Origin of the sequence: Rhodococcus sp. T7, assembly GCF_009872365.1 — a bacterium.
In the GTDB taxonomy this organism is placed as follows: domain Bacteria; phylum Actinomycetota; class Actinomycetes; order Mycobacteriales; family Mycobacteriaceae; genus Rhodococcus_F.
Map to the genome: position 1 here is coordinate 1 of NZ_WXYH01000066.1, position 14,595 is coordinate 14,595.

Sequence of the window (14,595 nt, forward strand, 5' to 3'; positions counted from 1 at the left end):
CGGCAAGGTCGTCACCACCCGCTGGCTCGACCCCAGCCACGGCGGCCTCAACCTCGGATTCCCCCAGAACGCATAAGTACTGGTTCTCCGCGCCGGACCGTCCGCGGTCCGGCGCGGAGTCCGTTCGATCGAAAGGAACTTCATGAGCGACACCTCTCTGGCCCGCCGTCATCGGGTCGTGGTCATCGGATCGGGATTCGGCGGCCTCTTCGCCACCAAGGCCCTGAAACGGACGGACGTCGATGTCACTCTGATCGATCGCACGACGCATCACCTGTTCCAGCCGTTGCTGTACCAGGTGGCGACGGGAATCCTGTCGGAGGGCGAGATCGCGCCGGCGACGCGGCTCGTCCTCGAAGACCAGCAGAACGCGTCCGTGCTCATCGGCGGAGTCGAGAAGATCGACGTCGCCGACCGGACCGTCACGTCCACCCATCGCGGCCGCACGACCGTCACCGAGTACGACAGTCTCGTCGTCTCGGCGGGCGCCCGCCAATCCTATTTCGGCAACGACCATTTCGCGGAGCACGCACCCGGAATGAAGACGATCGACGACGCCCTCGAGCTGCGGGGTCGCATTCTGGGCGCCTTCGAGAGCGCCGAGGTCAGCACCGATCCCGCTGAGCGGGCGCGACTGCTGACGTTCGTCGTGGTCGGCGCCGGGCCCACCGGTGTCGAGATGGCTGGCGAGATCGCCCAGCTCGCGCACCGCACTCTCGCCGGCGCGTACCGCACCATCGATCCCCGTGACGCGCGCATCATCCTGCTCGACGCGGCGCCGACGGTGCTCCCGCCGTTCGACGACAAGCTGCGCCGGGCGGCCGCGGACACGTTGGAGAATCTCGGGGTCGAGATCCAGCTGGGTGCGATGGTGACCGACGTCGACGACGACGGACTCACCGTCCGCGACCAGGACGGAGCCGAGCGGCGGATCGAGGCCGCCTGCAAGATCTGGTCGGCGGGCGTCGCGGCCAGCCCGCTGGGCAGGCAACTCGCCGAGCAGACCGGCACCGGCACCGACCGTGCGGGCCGGGTTCTCGTCGAACCCGACCTCACCCTGCCGGGCCACAGCAACGTCTTCGTCGTCGGGGACATGATGAACCGGGACGGCCTTCCCGGCGTCGCGCAGGTCGCGATCCAGGGCGGCCGCTACGCCGCGCAACTGATCGCCGCGGAGGTGCGCGCCCACCGGAAAGGTCGCGACAAGCCCGAACGCGCCCCGTTCCGCTACACGGACAAGGGCAGCATGGCGATGATCTCCCGCTTCCACGCGGTCGCGAAGGTCGGCCGCCTCCAACTGACCGGGCTGCTCGCCTGGCTGCTGTGGCTCCTGATCCACCTGGTCTACATCGTCGGATTCAAGAGCCGGCTCGCGACCGCCCTGTCTTGGACGTGGTCGTTCCTGGGCAGCTCCCGGGGACACCTCGCCGTCACGGAACAACAGGTGGTCGCCCGGACCGCGATCAACCGGCTCGATGCCTGGGAGGATTCCCGGGCGGTACCCGAGGCGGCGACGGCCTCGGCACGGTGAGTACCGTCGCCTCCGTGCCTGTCTCCGCTCTCACCGTCGGCATCGACGTCGGTGGTACCAGTATCCGGGCCTGCGTGGTCGACGACACCGGCGAGGTGCTCGACTCCGTGCAGGCGCCCACACCACAATCGGCGAAGGCCCTCGAGGACGCGCTCGACCGTGCCGTCCGCGAACTCGCGGGGCGCCATCCCGTGTCGGCCGTCGGGCTGGCCGTGGCGGGTTTCATCACCCCCGACCTCACCACCGTGCGGTTCGCGCCGCATCTGCCGTGGAAGAACGTGCCGGTCGCCAACGACCTCAGCGAACGGCTCGGACTGCCAGTGGTCCTCGAACACGACGCGAACGCGGCGGCGTGGGCGGAGCACCGGTTCGGGGCCGCCGCCGGTGGTCGCAATGTGGTGATGGTCGCGATCGGCACCGGCATCGGTGCGGCCCTGCTCATCGACGGGACGCTGTACCGCGGGAGCCACGGTGTCGCCCCCGAACTCGGCCACCTGCAGGTGGTCCCGGGCGGCAGACCCTGCGCCTGCGGCAAGCGCGGGTGCTGGGAACGGTATTGCAGCGGAACAGCGCTCGTGGACACGGCCATCGAACTTCTCGCCTCCGACCCCACGAGTTCGACGATCCTCGCACGCGAAGTGGCGAGCGATCCGGGATCGCTCACCGGCCGCCGGATCGCGAGCGCCGCGCGGGACGGCGACCCGCTGGCCATCCGCACGATGGAAGAGTTCGCACGGTGGCTGGGCGTCGGACTCGCCATGGTCGGCGACGTCTACGACCCCGACCTCGTGGTCATCGCCGGCGGTGTCAGCGGTTCGGCTCCGTTGTTCCTCGACCACGCGCGGGACGTCTACGCCTCTCTCGCAACCGGTTCCGGGCACCGCCCCCTCGCCCGCATCCGCGAAACACAACTCGGCGAATCGGCACAGCGCATCGGGGCCGCCACCCTCGCGAGGCGCTCCGCGCCCGTGCGTGGTTGAGGAGTCCCCGGACTCGTCGGGCACTCACGAGCGCGGAGGCATGACGACACCGCCGGGAATCGTGGCGATCGATGGGCTGCGGCCGGGCGGATCGACCTGGATCAGGCACGGGTCATCGCCGCGATGCTCAACGGCGTCAGCGACGACAAGTTGGAGCAACTCGAAGCCGCGATCCTCGACGGACGCTCCCTACCGCCGTCCAAACTGCGGGCCCGAGCCCGACGGCTCATCGCCCGCCACGACCCCGACAGCATCGTCCACCGCAACAAGCTCGCCATCGCCGATCGCGACGTGTGGATCCGCCCGGCGGAGAACGGCATGGCCTACCTCGACCGGCACCTCCCCGCCGCCGACACCCACACCCTCGCAATGCGGTTGCGGGAAATGTCGGTCTGACGGTCGTGTCGAATCACGCCTGCCTCTGCCGGCGTCATCACCGGCTGAAAACCTACGGCTGCTGGACCGTCCGGCAGATTTGCGCGGGACAACTCGAATGACCACAACCACATCCGAGGCGTGCAGAACTCCCGTGCCCTCCGGCTGCTCACCGAGCGCTCCCACGACCAGCAGGACGCCGAGTACCTGAACGAACTACACGGGCGGCGCCCCACACACCGCAACGCCCCGGTACCACCACCCGCAGGCGGTGGTACCGGTGCGTGAGAACCGGCGATCAGTGGGTGGCGACGGCTGCGGCGCTTCCCGCAGCGGACGTGGCGGGATTGCCCGCGCCGAGGCGGTCCTCCAACTCTTCGAGGCTGCGGCCCTTGGTTTCCGGGACGAAGCGGTACACGAAGTACACCGACATCAGGTTGACGAGAACGAACAGCCCGAACGTTCCGGTGGATCCGAGAACCGAGTTGAGGATCGGGAAGACGAACGAGATGAAGGCGTTGGTCGTCCAGAGCACGAATACCGCGATACCCATTGCGAATCCGCGGATGGCCATCGGGAAGATCTCCGACAGCAGCAACCACACGCAGGTGCCGATGAAGCACTGCACGAACGCGACGAACACCATCATCGCGGCGAGGATGATGTAGCTGCGTCCGGTGGACGAGGGCAGCAGAAACACCAGCGACAGCGCGGCCTGCGAGCTTGCCACCCCAATGAAACCGGTGAGCAGCATCTTGCGGCGATTCACGAAGCCCAGCAGGACGATTCCGAGGATCGTCATGACCACGGAGGTGACACCGACCGCGATGGTGGCCACCAGGGACGCGCTGACCCCCAACCCACTCTGTTCGAGGATCGTCGGGGCGTAATAGTTGACCGTGTTGATGCCAGTCGCCTGCTGCACGATGGCGAGCCCGCAGCCGATCCACAGGATCCGGCGCATCCAGGGGTAGTCACGCAGGTAGTGGACGGCGCCACTGGTCTTCGACCTCCGGTCGCGGGCGGCGTGGAAGGCGATGCCGGCGTACTCGTCGGCGGCCTCGGACTCGCTGCGGCTCAGTTCGAGGGTCCTGCGGGTCTCGGCGAGCCGGCCCTTCGACGCGTACCAGCGCGGTGAATCGGGCAGCGCGAGCATGCCGAGCAGCAGGAGAACCGCGGGCACCGACGCGATGGCCAGCATGTACCGCCACACCGTCGGATCCTCGATGACGTGATCGAGCAGCGCGTTGATCGAGAAGGCCAGCATCTGACCGGTGACGATCATCAGTTCGTTGATGGTGACCATCCGGCCACGCCGCTCCACCGGGGCCATCTCGGCCAGGTACAGCGGGCAGGTGACGGCGGCGGCGCCCACACCGAGACCGAGGACGATCCTGGCCAGCACCATGATCTCCACGTTGGGAGCCATCGCACACCCGAGGGCACCGACGAGGAACAGGCCCGCGCAGACGAGCAGCGTGCGCTTGCGGCCGAGGGCATCGGACAACCGGCCGCCCAGCAACGCGCCGACGGCGGCACCCGGGAAGAGCAGCGAACTCACGACGGTGGCTTCGCCGACCGCACTGAGGTTCAACTCGTCCTTCATGTACAGCAGCGCACCGGAGATCACCCCGGTGTCGTAGCCGAACAGCAGGCCTCCGAGTGTGGAGATGACAGTGAGCTTGGTCAGGAAGCGTTTGTGACTGCGCTCGTTACGCGCAGCGCCGCCGCTTCCGCGTGCACTGGCAGCCGAGTTGGTTGTCAACATCAGGTGTGGCCTTTCTGGGAATGCTCACGCATCACGACACGGAAGATCGGTTCACGTGCGTCGATATATCGCCCGGGGCGCGCTCGGCTCGATGCAGCCGAAGAGGCATACTTTCCTGGACTGAAGCGCTTCACTAACGCGCTTCAGTTGTCTACTATGAGGTGAATCACAGAAGGTGTCAAGGGCTGAAGTCGCGATCCGTGAGAATGTCCGTGACGACGCAACCGAGGGAGATCGAGATGCTCGACGACCGAGCCACGGCACACGCGGATGCGGAGCGGGCACCGGCCGGCCTGCACCGACGCCCCACGATGGCCGACGTCGCGACGCGGGCCGGGGTGTCACGCACCCTCGTGTCACTGATCTTCAGCAACAAACCGGGTGCATCCGACGAGACCCGGGACCGCGTCCTGCAGGCCGCGGACGAACTCGGCTACCGGCTCGACCGGGCCGCCCGCATGCTCGCCCGCGGCCGCAGCCGCACCCTCGGGGTGCTCATGGATGTCCACCAGACCTTCCAGGCCGACCTGATCGGAACCATTTACGCGGAGGCCGAGGCCGCCGGATACGAGGTCCTGCTCTCCGCGAGCGCACCCACCCGGGACGAACACAAGGCGATCGAAGCGCTACTCAGCCACCGGTGCGAGGGCCTGATCCTGCTCGGCCCCCTCTCCGAGGCGGACTATCTGCGCACGCTCGCGGACCGAGCCGTGGTCACTGTCGTCGGCCGCGCGCTCCCCCACACGGCCGTCGACACCGTGCGGACCGCCGACGCCAAGGGCATCCGCCACTCCGTGGACCACTTGGTCGGACTCGGACATCGCGAGATCGCGCACGTCGACGGCGGCGCGGACCCGGGCTCACCCGAGCGGCGTCGCGCATATCTCGCCGCGATGCGCAGGCACGACCTCTCCGACCACATTCGCGTCATTCCCGGTCAGCACACCGAGGAGGCAGGCGTCGCGGCCGCGAACACCCTGCTGGCCGAGGACCACCTGCCCACCGCCGTGCTCGCCGGCAACGACCGCTGCGCCATCGGTCTCATGGACGTGTTCACCCGCGCCCACGTCGACGTGCCGGGCGACATCTCGATCGTCGGGTACGACGACAGCCACCTGGCACAGTTCTCGCGGATCGACCTCACCACCGTGCGGCAGGACACCGAGGGCTTGGCCCGGCACGCCGTGCAGTTCGCCGTCGGCCGACTCGAGAACGAGGACCTCGACCCGCAGGATTTCGTGATCGATCCCCACCTGATGGTGCGCGGCACGACCGGACCTGCCCGGTCGTAGCCGCGCCCCGGCGGCACGAGGCTTTACTTCGTGATGCTTTCCAGGTATTCGACGCTTCGGACGACGTCGCGCACGGGACCTTCGCCCTCGGGTTCCGCCGCGAGAATGGCGTCCTGCTCGAGGACGTACCAGCCGTCGTAGCCCTGATTCTGCAGCCGCTCGACCACCCCGGCGATGTCCACGTCACCAGTGCCGAGCGGCGTGTACATGCCCCGGGCGACGGCCTCGGTGTAGGTGAGTTCACCCGCCCGGACCCGGCCGAGGAGTGTCGCATCGACATCCTTCAGGTGCGCGTGGGCGATCCGCTCGGGCGCTGTGGTGACCAGGTCGAGCGGGTCGGTGCCGCCGATCAGGAGATGTCCGGTGTCCAGGCACAGCGGGATCGACGAGCCGTCCAGGACGCGGTCCACCTCGGCCCGGTTCTCGATCATCGTCCCCACGTGCGGGTGGATCACCGCCCGCAGGCCCCGGTCGGCAGCAGCGGACGACAGGCGGTCGAGGTTGCGCAGCAACGTCTTCCATCCGGAGTCGTCGAGTTCGGGTCGCGAATCGTAACCGACCGCCCCCGTCACCGCCGCCAGGACCATCACCTCCGATGCCGACGCGACGAGCGAATCGAGCGCCCCGCCGATCGCCGCGACCGTGTCGTGATCCGGGTCGTGCAGCAGCACCGGGACGAATCCCCCGACCGCCGTGAGGTCGTACCGGGCGAGGGTGTCCGTCAGCTCGTGTGGATCCGAGGGGAGGAATCCGTCCGGACCGAGTTCGGTAGCCGCGAGGCCGGCGTCGCGCATCTCGGTGAGCACCCGGTCGGGGTCGAGCTGGTGACCCCAGCCCTCCACCTCACACACTCCCCAAGAAATGGGCGCGCCTGCCAGTCGAATCGTCATCGTCGTGTCTCGTCCAATCGCACCGGACGGTGCTGTCGTAGTGTATCCGCGTGTCCGTCGATCACGCTTCGGAGCCCGTTCACGGTTGCCGCCGCGCGGTCTGCACGGCCAGACGCTCCGCGAGCACCGCCGGATCGACGCTGTCCCGCAACGCTTCCCACACCGTGTCCACCTGGGTGGCAGGCGCGAGACTGTGCACAGGCTGATCGTGATCGAGGTTGGTGGGGAACGGGTAGCCCTCGGCGGTCGCGACGACGGCGTTGCGGAGAGTGCGCTCGCTCGCCCCCGCCCTCTGCCGGGCCAGCAGCGTCGGATACACGGCGTTCGCCATGGCCTCACGGTCCAGCACTTCCATCGCCCGGCCGAACGGCGACGAGATCTGCAGCAGATTGGCCATCCGCCGGATCGACTCCGAACGGTTGTGGCCGGCCCCGTGGTAGAGCGCCGGGTTGAAGAACACCGCGTCGCCCTTGCGGAGCGGCAACTGGACGTGACTGTGGCGAAAGAACTCGACGAACTCCGGCCGCGAGAACGCCAGGTAGCCCGCCTCGAACTGCTGCGAGTACGGCAGATACAGGGTGGGTCCGCTCTCGACGGGCATGTCGCAGTGCGCCACCGCGCCCTGCAGCGTCAGCGCCGCCGACATCCGGTGCAGATGCGCCGGATACTCGGGCAGCTCGTGCGAAGGCACGATGCCGAGATGGTAGTCCCGATGCGGAACCTGAGCGGCCCCACCGGGATTGACGACGTTGACTTGCGACGTGACCTGGTACAGCGGGCCCAGCCAACTCTGGCAGATCAGCGCGAGGATGTCGTTGGCGTAGTAGTCGGCGAACACGTCCGGGGCGCCGAGAGCCAGTTTCTGCGCGGCGTTCCAGATGCGGTCGTTGGCGCCGGCCTTGCCGAAGTGGTCCCCCACCACACCACCCGACGCATGCTGCTGCGCGATGAGGCGGTCGAATTGTTCGGTGGCACGATCCACCACGGCGGGATCATCGAAGGCGTTCTGGAACACCACGATTCCGGGACCGTCGGTGAGCGCGCGCACGAGCTCGGTCTGCACTGTGCGGCGGGACTGCGCCTCGTCGAGATGGGGAGTCAGCGAATCGCTGCGGTACACCAGGACGTTCTGCTCCACGGAGTGGGCGAACGGATAGTCGGCCAGGTTCGTCGAGCGGTCCACGGAGGCGCGAAACGCGTCGAGGTCGCAGTCCGAGTCGTGAATCCACTCACGCCGACCGGTCGACGGAGAAGAGGAGAGGGTCATGGAGACAGTCTTGCGGTGATGCGACCTGCAGACAACACCAGAAACCCATCATTTTCACCTCAGGCGGCGGAGCCGCGAGGACGCCCCTAGCCGCCCTGCCCTCCGGGAATGGATACGCCGCGCGAGTTGAGCCAGCCCGCCGGATCGATCTTGGTTCCGTTCGCCGTCCACACCTCGTAGTGCAGGTGCGGTCCGGTCGACTGTCCCCGGTTGCCCATGGTCGCGATCTGGTCGCCGGCCCGTATCGGCTGCCCGACCGAGACCAACGAGGTGTCGATGTGGCCGTATACGCCAATGGTGCCGTCGTCCTGCTGCAGGCGGATCCACATCCCGAAGCCCGACGCCGGACCGCTCTCGATCACGGTGCCGTTGGTGACGGCCTTGATCGGGGTGCCGATGGAGTTCGCGATGTCGATGCCGTTGTGGTTGGTGCCCCAACGCTGACCGAAGCCCGACGTGAAGGTGCCGTCGGCCGGAAACAGGACCGCGGGCCGGCGAGCGGCTTCCTCGGCGGCGGCCTGGCGTGCGGCCTGTTCGGCGGCCTCGCGGGCCAGGCGCTCGGTCTCGGCCTTCTGCACCGCGAGACGCTCGACCTCACGCTGGGCGGCGCGCTGGAGTTGGTCGGTGTGGTCGGTCAACTCCGGGCGGTCGACCTGCAGGAACTGCGGCAGCGGCGTGAGCGACACACCCGTCTCGGTGGATGCGTGCGCGACCTCCCCGGTGGCAGCGGAGGCGATGGCACCGGACACGAGCAGAGCAGCGGCCGCCAGCGAGGTCGCGACCACATGCCGGCGGGCGGACTTCGCACGGGAGCGCCGGGCGTGCCGGGACTGCGGGACGGTGTTCGCGTGTAGAGACAAGACCACTTTCCTCCGTCGAGTTCGTGACTAATAACGAAATGGTCACGGTTTCGACACAGGTTAGTACGTATCAGCCAGAAACCCACGTGTCGCGTTGACTCCTGCGAAGTCGGCCGCAGTCTCCGGCCGGATTTTTCGACCACATCAGTCACACGCACCCCGGGAGGGCGCATCGATGTCAGTGGTCACGCTTTAGACGTGGCGGACGTCACTCGACTGAACGACGACGGCGCCCGTGGTCGTGACCACGGGCGCCGTTATCTGTCGGGTGGAGCGCTCAGCCGGCCGCCCGCAACTGGGCAGCCAGACGCATCGCGGAGTTCGCGTCCCCGTACCCCTCGTAACCACCGACGCGTTGCACCACCTCGAAGAACAGGTCGGCGCCCACCGTCTGGGTGAACAGGTGGAAGAACTCGCCGTGGACGTCGGCGTCGTACATGATGCCGGAACCGCTCATGCGGTCGAGGAGTTCGCGGGAGAGTCCGAAACGGGCCTCGAGGTCGTCGTAGTAGTTCGGCGAGATGACGAGCGGCTCGAAGCCGTTCGATTGCATGGTCGCCGCGGCGGTGAAGATATCCGTGCACGCGAACGCGACGTGGCTGATCCCACCGCGCCGGGCCGCGACGATGTGGGAGTTCCCCGACACCGCGCCCGGAACCATGTTCAGCGAGATGCGCAGCGGACGGTCGACGCCGTCGGCACCGGTCTGATCCATCGTCAGCGCCTGACTGCGCATCATCCCGACCGCGTCCGTGACATCGAGTCCCTCGTGCGGCGCCATCGCGAACACCGAGCGGAGCAGCAGCATGATGCCGTCCCAGTTGTCCGACGGAACGGCGAGCGCCACGTGATCGACCCCGGTGAACACCGGCACCTCGTCCTGCCAGCGCGACTCCGTCGGATACAGATCGAACGCCGACTGCCACGACGCGGCGCTACCCGGACCGCGCAGGTCCAGCGACGTCGCGTCGGTGATCTTGAGACGCACCACATCGGATTCGGGCGCGGTGTCGACCCCGGGCAGCAGGACCTCGTGCACCGGGACCTCGAGCGCCGCGGCGCGCTCCCCCCACGCGTCGGGATCGCTCGACCGGATGCCGATCTGGGTGAGCACCGGCAGGTGCGCAGGCAGACCCGGCGCCGTCCACACCGTGCCCGCGGTGGCGTCGACCACGATGGTCATCCGCCCGTGCCGCCACAACTGGAGGTCGTGGCTGCGGTGGCGGCCCACCAGACGGAATCCGATGTGCTGCAACGCTTGCCGAAGGTCGGAATCCTTGCCGGGACCGGCGGCGAGCCGGAGCGACACGATGCCTTCGAGGGGTGCGCGCGGCGGCGGCTCGAACAGCGCCAGACCGCGACCGGTGTCCTCGCCGTGCTCGGTCTGCACCCGGGCGACCTCCTCCTGGAGGTACAGCAGCGAGCGGTGCGCGTCGGCGGCCGTGCGGCCCGTCGACGACTGCCGGAACGTGTCGTTGAAGATCTCCAGCGACCACGGTCCGGTGTATCCGGCCGCCTGGACGTGGGCACCGAACGTGGCGAGATCGAAGTTGCCCTGCCCCGGGAAGTTCCGGTGGTGCCGGCTCCACTGCAGGATGTCCATCGACATCCGAGGAGCATCGGCGAGCTGCAGGAAGAAGATCTTCTCCCCCGGGATGTCGCGGATGCCGGACGGGTCGTCGCCGCGGGAGAGGATGTGGAAGCTGTCGAGGCAGGTGCCGAGGGCGGGATGGTCGGCGTCCTGCACGATCTTCCACGCGTGCCGGTATGTGTTGACGTGCGTGCCCCAGGCCAGCGCCTCGTAGGCGATGCGGAGCCCCCGGCTGTGTGCACGCTCGGCGAGGGTGTGGAGCTGCTCGGTGAGGCGGGCGTCGTCGCGCACCGCCTCGGGCAGCGGCGACGAGCAGACCAGCAGGGTGTCGCAACCGAGCTGCTCCATGATGTCGAACTTGCGCTCGGCCCGGACCAGGTTGCGCGCGAACGTCACGTCGTCGGCGGAATCCAGATCGCGGAACGGCTGATACAGATCGAGGGTGAGCCCGAGATCCGCTGCGCGGGAGGCCAGCTCACGCGGCGACCACGGCGAGCTCACGAAATCGGGTTCGAACACCTCGAATCCGTCGAACCCGGCCGCCGCGATCGCAGTGACCTTCTCCTCCAGCGATCCGCTCAAGGACACCGTGGCAACGCTCGTACGAACCTGTCCTCCCATGGCGCCGTCAGCCCTTGTTGCAGATGAAGTCGACGGCCAGCGAATAGCCGAGGGTGCCGAGTCCGGCGATCGTTCCGGTGGCAACCCCGGACACGTAGGAGTGGTGCCGGAACTCCTCACGGGCGTGCACGTTGCTGATGTGCACCTCGACGAGGGGCACCTCGAGCGTGACCAGGGCGTCGCGCAGCGCCACCGACGTGTGTGTGAAACCGCCGGGGTTGATCACGACGCCCGACGCCGTAGTGCGGGCCTCGTGCACCCAGTCGATCAGGTGACCCTCGTGGTTGGACTGCCGCGCGACGATCTCACGTCCCGCCTTCGCGGCGGCTGCGCGGCACAACTCCACGACGTCGTCGAGCGTCTCCCGCCCGTACACCTCGGGCTGCCGTTGCCCCAGCAGATTCAGGTTGGGGCCGTTGAGAACAAAGATCGGTCCGGGAGCGGTCATCGCGCGCTATACCTCCATTTGTACGAACTAGTGAGTTAGTTCGCACCCAGGATACAGCGCGCTTCCGCCTAGGCGGACTTGTCCCGGCGTTCTCCCCGCTCCGGCTTGCGCGGGACGATGGTCGGAAGCACGTTGTCGTTGACCGTCTCCGCGCTGACCACGACCTTCTCGACGTCGTCCCGGCTCGGGATGTCGTACATGACCGGAAGCAGAACTTCCTCCATGATCGCGCGCAGACCACGAGCACCGGTGCCGCGGAGGATCGCCTGATCGGCGATGGCCTCGAGCGCGTCCGTGGTGAACTCCAACTCCACGCCGTCCATGTCGAACAACCGGTTGTACTGTTTGACCAGTGCGTTCTTCGGCTCCGACAGGATCTGGACGAGCGATTCCTTGTCGAGGTTGGTCACCGACGCCACGACGGGGAGACGGCCGATGAACTCGGGGATGAGCCCGAACTTGATCAGGTCTTCCGGCATGACCTCCGCGAAGTGGTCCTGCGTGTCGATCTCCGCCTTCGACCGCACCTCGGCACCGAAACCGATGCCGCGCTTGCCGACGCGGTCGGACACGATCCGCTCGAGGCCTGCGAATGCGCCCGCCACGATGAACAGGACGTTCGTCGTGTCGATCTGGATGAACTCCTGATGCGGGTGCTTGCGACCACCCTGCGGCGGCACGCTGGCCTGCGTGCCCTCGAGAATCTTCAGCAGAGCCTGCTGCACACCCTCACCGGACACGTCCCGCGTGATCGACGGGTTCTCGGACTTGCGGGCGATCTTGTCGACCTCGTCGATGTAGATGATGCCGGTCTCGGCGCGCTTGACGTCGTAGTCCGCGGCCTGGATCAGCTTGAGGAGGATGTTCTCGACGTCCTCACCCACGTAGCCGGCCTCGGTGAGAGCCGTCGCATCGGCGATCGCGAAAGGAACGTTGAGCATCTTCGCCAGCGTCTGAGCCAGATACGTCTTGCCGCAGCCCGTGGGGCCGAGCATGAGAATGTTCGACTTCGCCAGCTCGACCGTCTCGCCACGAGCATCACGGCCCTTGTCGCCGGCCTGGATGCGCTTGTAGTGGTTGTAGACCGCGACGGCGAGAGTCCGCTTGGCGGCATCCTGGCCGATCACGTAGTTCTCGAGGAAGTCCCGGATCTCGGCCGGCTTCGGCAGCTCGTCGAGCTTCACCTCGCTGGACTCGGCCAGCTCCTCTTCGATGATCTCGTTGCACAGGTCGATGCACTCGTCGCAGATGTACACCCCAGGCCCAGCAATGAGCTTCTTGACCTGCTTCTGGCTCTTACCGCAGAAAGAGCACTTGAGCAGATCCCCGCCGTCACCGATGCGTGCCATCTCGTCAGGTCCCTACTTCCTTCGTCTACGTGCAACCATCGAACCGATCCCACGCCCTGCGCGCATCGACCGAAAACGAAAGCCCGTTATGTGACCGTACCCGCAGATCGCGAGCGAGGTCGACTGGTTGTCGGTGATTCGCGCACCGATCTTCCGGGAAAGCCAGCCTTGCCGATCCCGCACCCGGCTCGCGGCAACCACACCGTCACGGCGTGTCGCCCGAGCCGGGGCGGCAGGAAATCACTTCTGGGCGCTGAGTTTGCGGTACTCGAGCACGTCGTCGATGATTCCGTAGTCCTTGGCCTCGGCGGCCGTGAGGATCTTGTCGCGATCGGTGTCCTTGCGGATCACGTCGGCGTCCTTGCCGGTGTGCTTCGCGAGGGTGGTCTCCATCAGGCGACGCATCCGCTCGATCTCGGCGGCCTGGATCTCGAGGTCGGAGACCTGGCCCTGGATGCCACCGGTGGCCGGCTGGTGGATGAGGACACGAGCGTTCGGCAGGGCGAGACGCTTGCCGGGGGTACCCGCCGCGAGCAGCACCGCAGCAGCGGAGGCCGCCTGCCCGAGGCACACGGTGGTGATGTCGGCGCGCACGTACTGCATGGTGTCGTAGATCGCCATCAGCGAGGTGAACGAGCCACCCGGCGAGTTGATGTACATGGTGATGTCGCGGTCGGGGTCCAGCGACTCGAGAACGAGCAGCTGAGCCATCACGTCGTTGGCCGACGCGTCGTCCACCTGCACGCCGAGGAAGATGATGCGCTCCTCGAACAGTTTGTTGTACGGGTTGGACTCCTTCACGCCGTAGCTCGAGTGCTCGATGAACGACGGCAGGATGTAACGCGACTGGGGGCCTGTAGGCGCCTGGCCTCCCAGGCTGCGGGGATCGAACAGGTTGGTCATCAGTTCTCCAAGGGATGTGTGGGAGCGGTCAGTGAGGAAGCCGGGCTGCTACTGCCCGGTCCCGCCCGCCTGCGCCGCGCGGGAGACGACGTGGTCGACGAAACCGTATTCGAGAGCCTGCTGTGCGGTGAACCAGCGGTCGCGATCCGAATCGGCGGTGATCTGCTCGACCGTCTGACCGGTGTGCTCGGCGATCAGCTCGGCCATTTCGCGCTTGGTGTGCGCGAACTGCTCGGCCATGATCGCGATGTCACTGGCGGTACCACCGATTCCGGCGGACGGCTGGTGCATCATGATCCGCGCGTGCGGGAGGGCGTACCGCTTGCCCTTGGCCCCGGCGGAGAGCAGGAACTGGCCCATCGACGCGGCCAGACCCATTCCGAACGTCGCGACGTCGCACTCGGCGAACTGCATCGTGTCGAAGATCGCCATACCGGCGCTGACCGAGCCGCCGGGCGAGTTGATGTAGAGGGAGATGTCCCGGCTGGGATCTTCTGCCGACAGCAGCAGGATCTGGGCGCACAGCTTGTTCGCGATGTCGTCGTCGACCTGGGTACCGAGGAAGATGATGCGCTCGCGCAGCAGGCGCTCGTACACCGAGTCGCTGAGGTTCAACCCAGCGGTGGCTGAAGTCATGGCGGGACTCTGCAAAGTCTCCAGGTGATTGGAAGTCACGGTACCTGCCTTCTCCGTAAATCGTTGATTGCTGACACAGACACT

Annotated in this window: 13 protein-coding genes and 2 pseudogenes; 6 read left to right on the plus strand and 9 right to left on the minus strand. The window is 67.2% G+C overall.

What is annotated here, in order from left to right:
• The 5 genes and pseudogenes from MLGJGCBP_RS54230 to MLGJGCBP_RS08940 all read left to right on the plus strand — a co-directional run.
• A pseudogene (locus MLGJGCBP_RS54230) lies at window positions 1-76 on the plus strand (methylmalonate-semialdehyde dehydrogenase); the annotation flags it as partial.
• Between the two features lie 66 nt (window positions 77-142).
• Window positions 143-1,531: an NAD(P)/FAD-dependent oxidoreductase gene (locus MLGJGCBP_RS08925; RefSeq protein ID WP_160094907.1), complete on the plus strand. Its 1,389-nt coding sequence runs from the start codon at window positions 143-145 to the stop codon at window positions 1,529-1,531.
• On the plus strand, window positions 1,528-2,511 hold the full coding sequence (locus MLGJGCBP_RS08930) for an ROK family protein (RefSeq protein ID WP_087561002.1): 984 nt from the start codon (window positions 1,528-1,530) through the stop codon (window positions 2,509-2,511). Before MLGJGCBP_RS08925 ends, MLGJGCBP_RS08930 begins: the two co-directional genes overlap by 4 nt.
• A gap of 87 nt (window positions 2,512-2,598) precedes the next feature.
• Window positions 2,599-2,907 (plus strand): annotated as a pseudogene (locus MLGJGCBP_RS08935) (DUF222 domain-containing protein); the annotation flags it as partial.
• Between the two features lie 120 nt (window positions 2,908-3,027).
• Window positions 3,028-3,174: a hypothetical protein gene (locus MLGJGCBP_RS08940; protein ID WP_160094909.1), complete on the plus strand. Its 147-nt coding sequence runs from the start codon at window positions 3,028-3,030 to the stop codon at window positions 3,172-3,174.
• Window positions 3,175-3,184: 10 nt separating this feature from the next.
• Here the strand turns inward: MLGJGCBP_RS08940 and MLGJGCBP_RS08945 are convergent, their stop codons facing one another.
• On the minus strand, window positions 3,185-4,654 hold the full coding sequence (locus MLGJGCBP_RS08945; RefSeq protein WP_160094911.1) for a sugar porter family MFS transporter: 1,470 nt from the start codon (window positions 4,652-4,654) through the stop codon (window positions 3,185-3,187).
• A gap of 239 nt (window positions 4,655-4,893) precedes the next feature.
• Here MLGJGCBP_RS08945 and MLGJGCBP_RS08950 point away from each other — a divergent pair, with 239 nt between their 5' ends.
• Window positions 4,894-5,946 (plus strand): LacI family DNA-binding transcriptional regulator, encoded by a 1,053-nt coding sequence (locus MLGJGCBP_RS08950; RefSeq protein WP_160094913.1) that lies wholly within the window; start codon window positions 4,894-4,896, stop codon window positions 5,944-5,946.
• Between the two features lie 23 nt (window positions 5,947-5,969).
• On the opposite strand, the gene MLGJGCBP_RS08955 is transcribed toward MLGJGCBP_RS08950, so the two are convergent.
• The 8 genes from MLGJGCBP_RS08955 to MLGJGCBP_RS08990 all read right to left on the minus strand — a co-directional run bounded on the left by MLGJGCBP_RS08955 (window position 5,970) and on the right by MLGJGCBP_RS08990 (window position 14,511).
• Window positions 5,970-6,836, minus strand: a complete 867-nt coding sequence (locus MLGJGCBP_RS08955) for a sugar phosphate isomerase/epimerase family protein (protein WP_160094915.1) — start codon at window positions 6,834-6,836, stop codon at window positions 5,970-5,972.
• 79 nt (window positions 6,837-6,915) lie between these two features.
• On the minus strand, window positions 6,916-8,103 hold the full coding sequence (locus MLGJGCBP_RS08960; protein WP_160094917.1) for a phytanoyl-CoA dioxygenase family protein: 1,188 nt from the start codon (window positions 8,101-8,103) through the stop codon (window positions 6,916-6,918).
• A gap of 86 nt (window positions 8,104-8,189) precedes the next feature.
• A complete protein-coding gene (locus MLGJGCBP_RS08965) occupies window positions 8,190-8,963 on the minus strand; it encodes a M23 family metallopeptidase (protein WP_160094919.1) in 774 nt (257 codons plus the stop codon).
• A gap of 277 nt (window positions 8,964-9,240) precedes the next feature.
• On the minus strand, window positions 9,241-11,175 hold the full coding sequence (locus tag MLGJGCBP_RS08970) for a sugar phosphate isomerase/epimerase and 4-hydroxyphenylpyruvate domain-containing protein (RefSeq protein WP_160094921.1): 1,935 nt from the start codon (window positions 11,173-11,175) through the stop codon (window positions 9,241-9,243).
• Between the two features lie 7 nt (window positions 11,176-11,182).
• The gene (gene aroQ, locus MLGJGCBP_RS08975) at window positions 11,183-11,623 is read right to left on the minus strand and encodes a type II 3-dehydroquinate dehydratase (protein ID WP_160094923.1); all 441 of its coding nucleotides are present in this window, start codon (window positions 11,621-11,623) and stop codon (window positions 11,183-11,185) included.
• Between the two features lie 68 nt (window positions 11,624-11,691).
• Window positions 11,692-12,972, minus strand: a complete 1,281-nt coding sequence (gene clpX, locus MLGJGCBP_RS08980) for an ATP-dependent Clp protease ATP-binding subunit ClpX (RefSeq protein WP_005248181.1) — start codon at window positions 12,970-12,972, stop codon at window positions 11,692-11,694.
• Window positions 12,973-13,212: 240 nt separating this feature from the next.
• Window positions 13,213-13,875 carry an ATP-dependent Clp protease proteolytic subunit gene (locus MLGJGCBP_RS08985; RefSeq protein WP_087561009.1) on the minus strand — a complete coding sequence of 221 codons (663 nt, stop codon included), beginning with the start codon at window positions 13,873-13,875 and terminating at the stop codon, window positions 13,213-13,215.
• 48 nt (window positions 13,876-13,923) lie between these two features.
• Entirely contained in the window at window positions 13,924-14,511 is a 588-nt protein-coding gene (locus MLGJGCBP_RS08990; RefSeq protein ID WP_011594411.1) for an ATP-dependent Clp protease proteolytic subunit, read from the minus strand.
• Window positions 14,512-14,595 lie beyond the last annotated feature (84 nt).

What these genes read in the sequence shown, in the direction of transcription:
- MLGJGCBP_RS08925 (WP_160094907.1), top strand. Translation starts at nt 143, where the DNA reads ATGAGCGACACCTCTCTGGCCCGCCGTCATCGGGTCGTGGTCATCGGA.
- MLGJGCBP_RS08945 (WP_160094911.1), bottom strand. Translation starts at nt 4,654, where the DNA reads ATGTTGACAACCAACTCGGCTGCCAGTGCACGCGGAAGCGGCGGCGCT.
- MLGJGCBP_RS08950 (WP_160094913.1), top strand. Translation starts at nt 4,894, where the DNA reads ATGCTCGACGACCGAGCCACGGCACACGCGGATGCGGAGCGGGCACCG.
- MLGJGCBP_RS08955 (WP_160094915.1), bottom strand. Translation starts at nt 6,836, where the DNA reads ATGACGATTCGACTGGCAGGCGCGCCCATTTCTTGGGGAGTGTGTGAG.
- MLGJGCBP_RS08960 (WP_160094917.1), bottom strand. Translation starts at nt 8,103, where the DNA reads ATGACCCTCTCCTCTTCTCCGTCGACCGGTCGGCGTGAGTGGATTCAC.
- MLGJGCBP_RS08970 (WP_160094921.1), bottom strand. Translation starts at nt 11,175, where the DNA reads ATGGGAGGACAGGTTCGTACGAGCGTTGCCACGGTGTCCTTGAGCGGA.
- aroQ (WP_160094923.1), bottom strand. Translation starts at nt 11,623, where the DNA reads ATGACCGCTCCCGGACCGATCTTTGTTCTCAACGGCCCCAACCTGAAT.
- clpX (WP_005248181.1), bottom strand. Translation starts at nt 12,972, where the DNA reads ATGGCACGCATCGGTGACGGCGGGGATCTGCTCAAGTGCTCTTTCTGC.
- MLGJGCBP_RS08985 (WP_087561009.1), bottom strand. Translation starts at nt 13,875, where the DNA reads ATGACCAACCTGTTCGATCCCCGCAGCCTGGGAGGCCAGGCGCCTACA.
- MLGJGCBP_RS08990 (WP_011594411.1), bottom strand. Translation starts at nt 14,511, where the DNA reads ATGACTTCAGCCACCGCTGGGTTGAACCTCAGCGACTCGGTGTACGAG.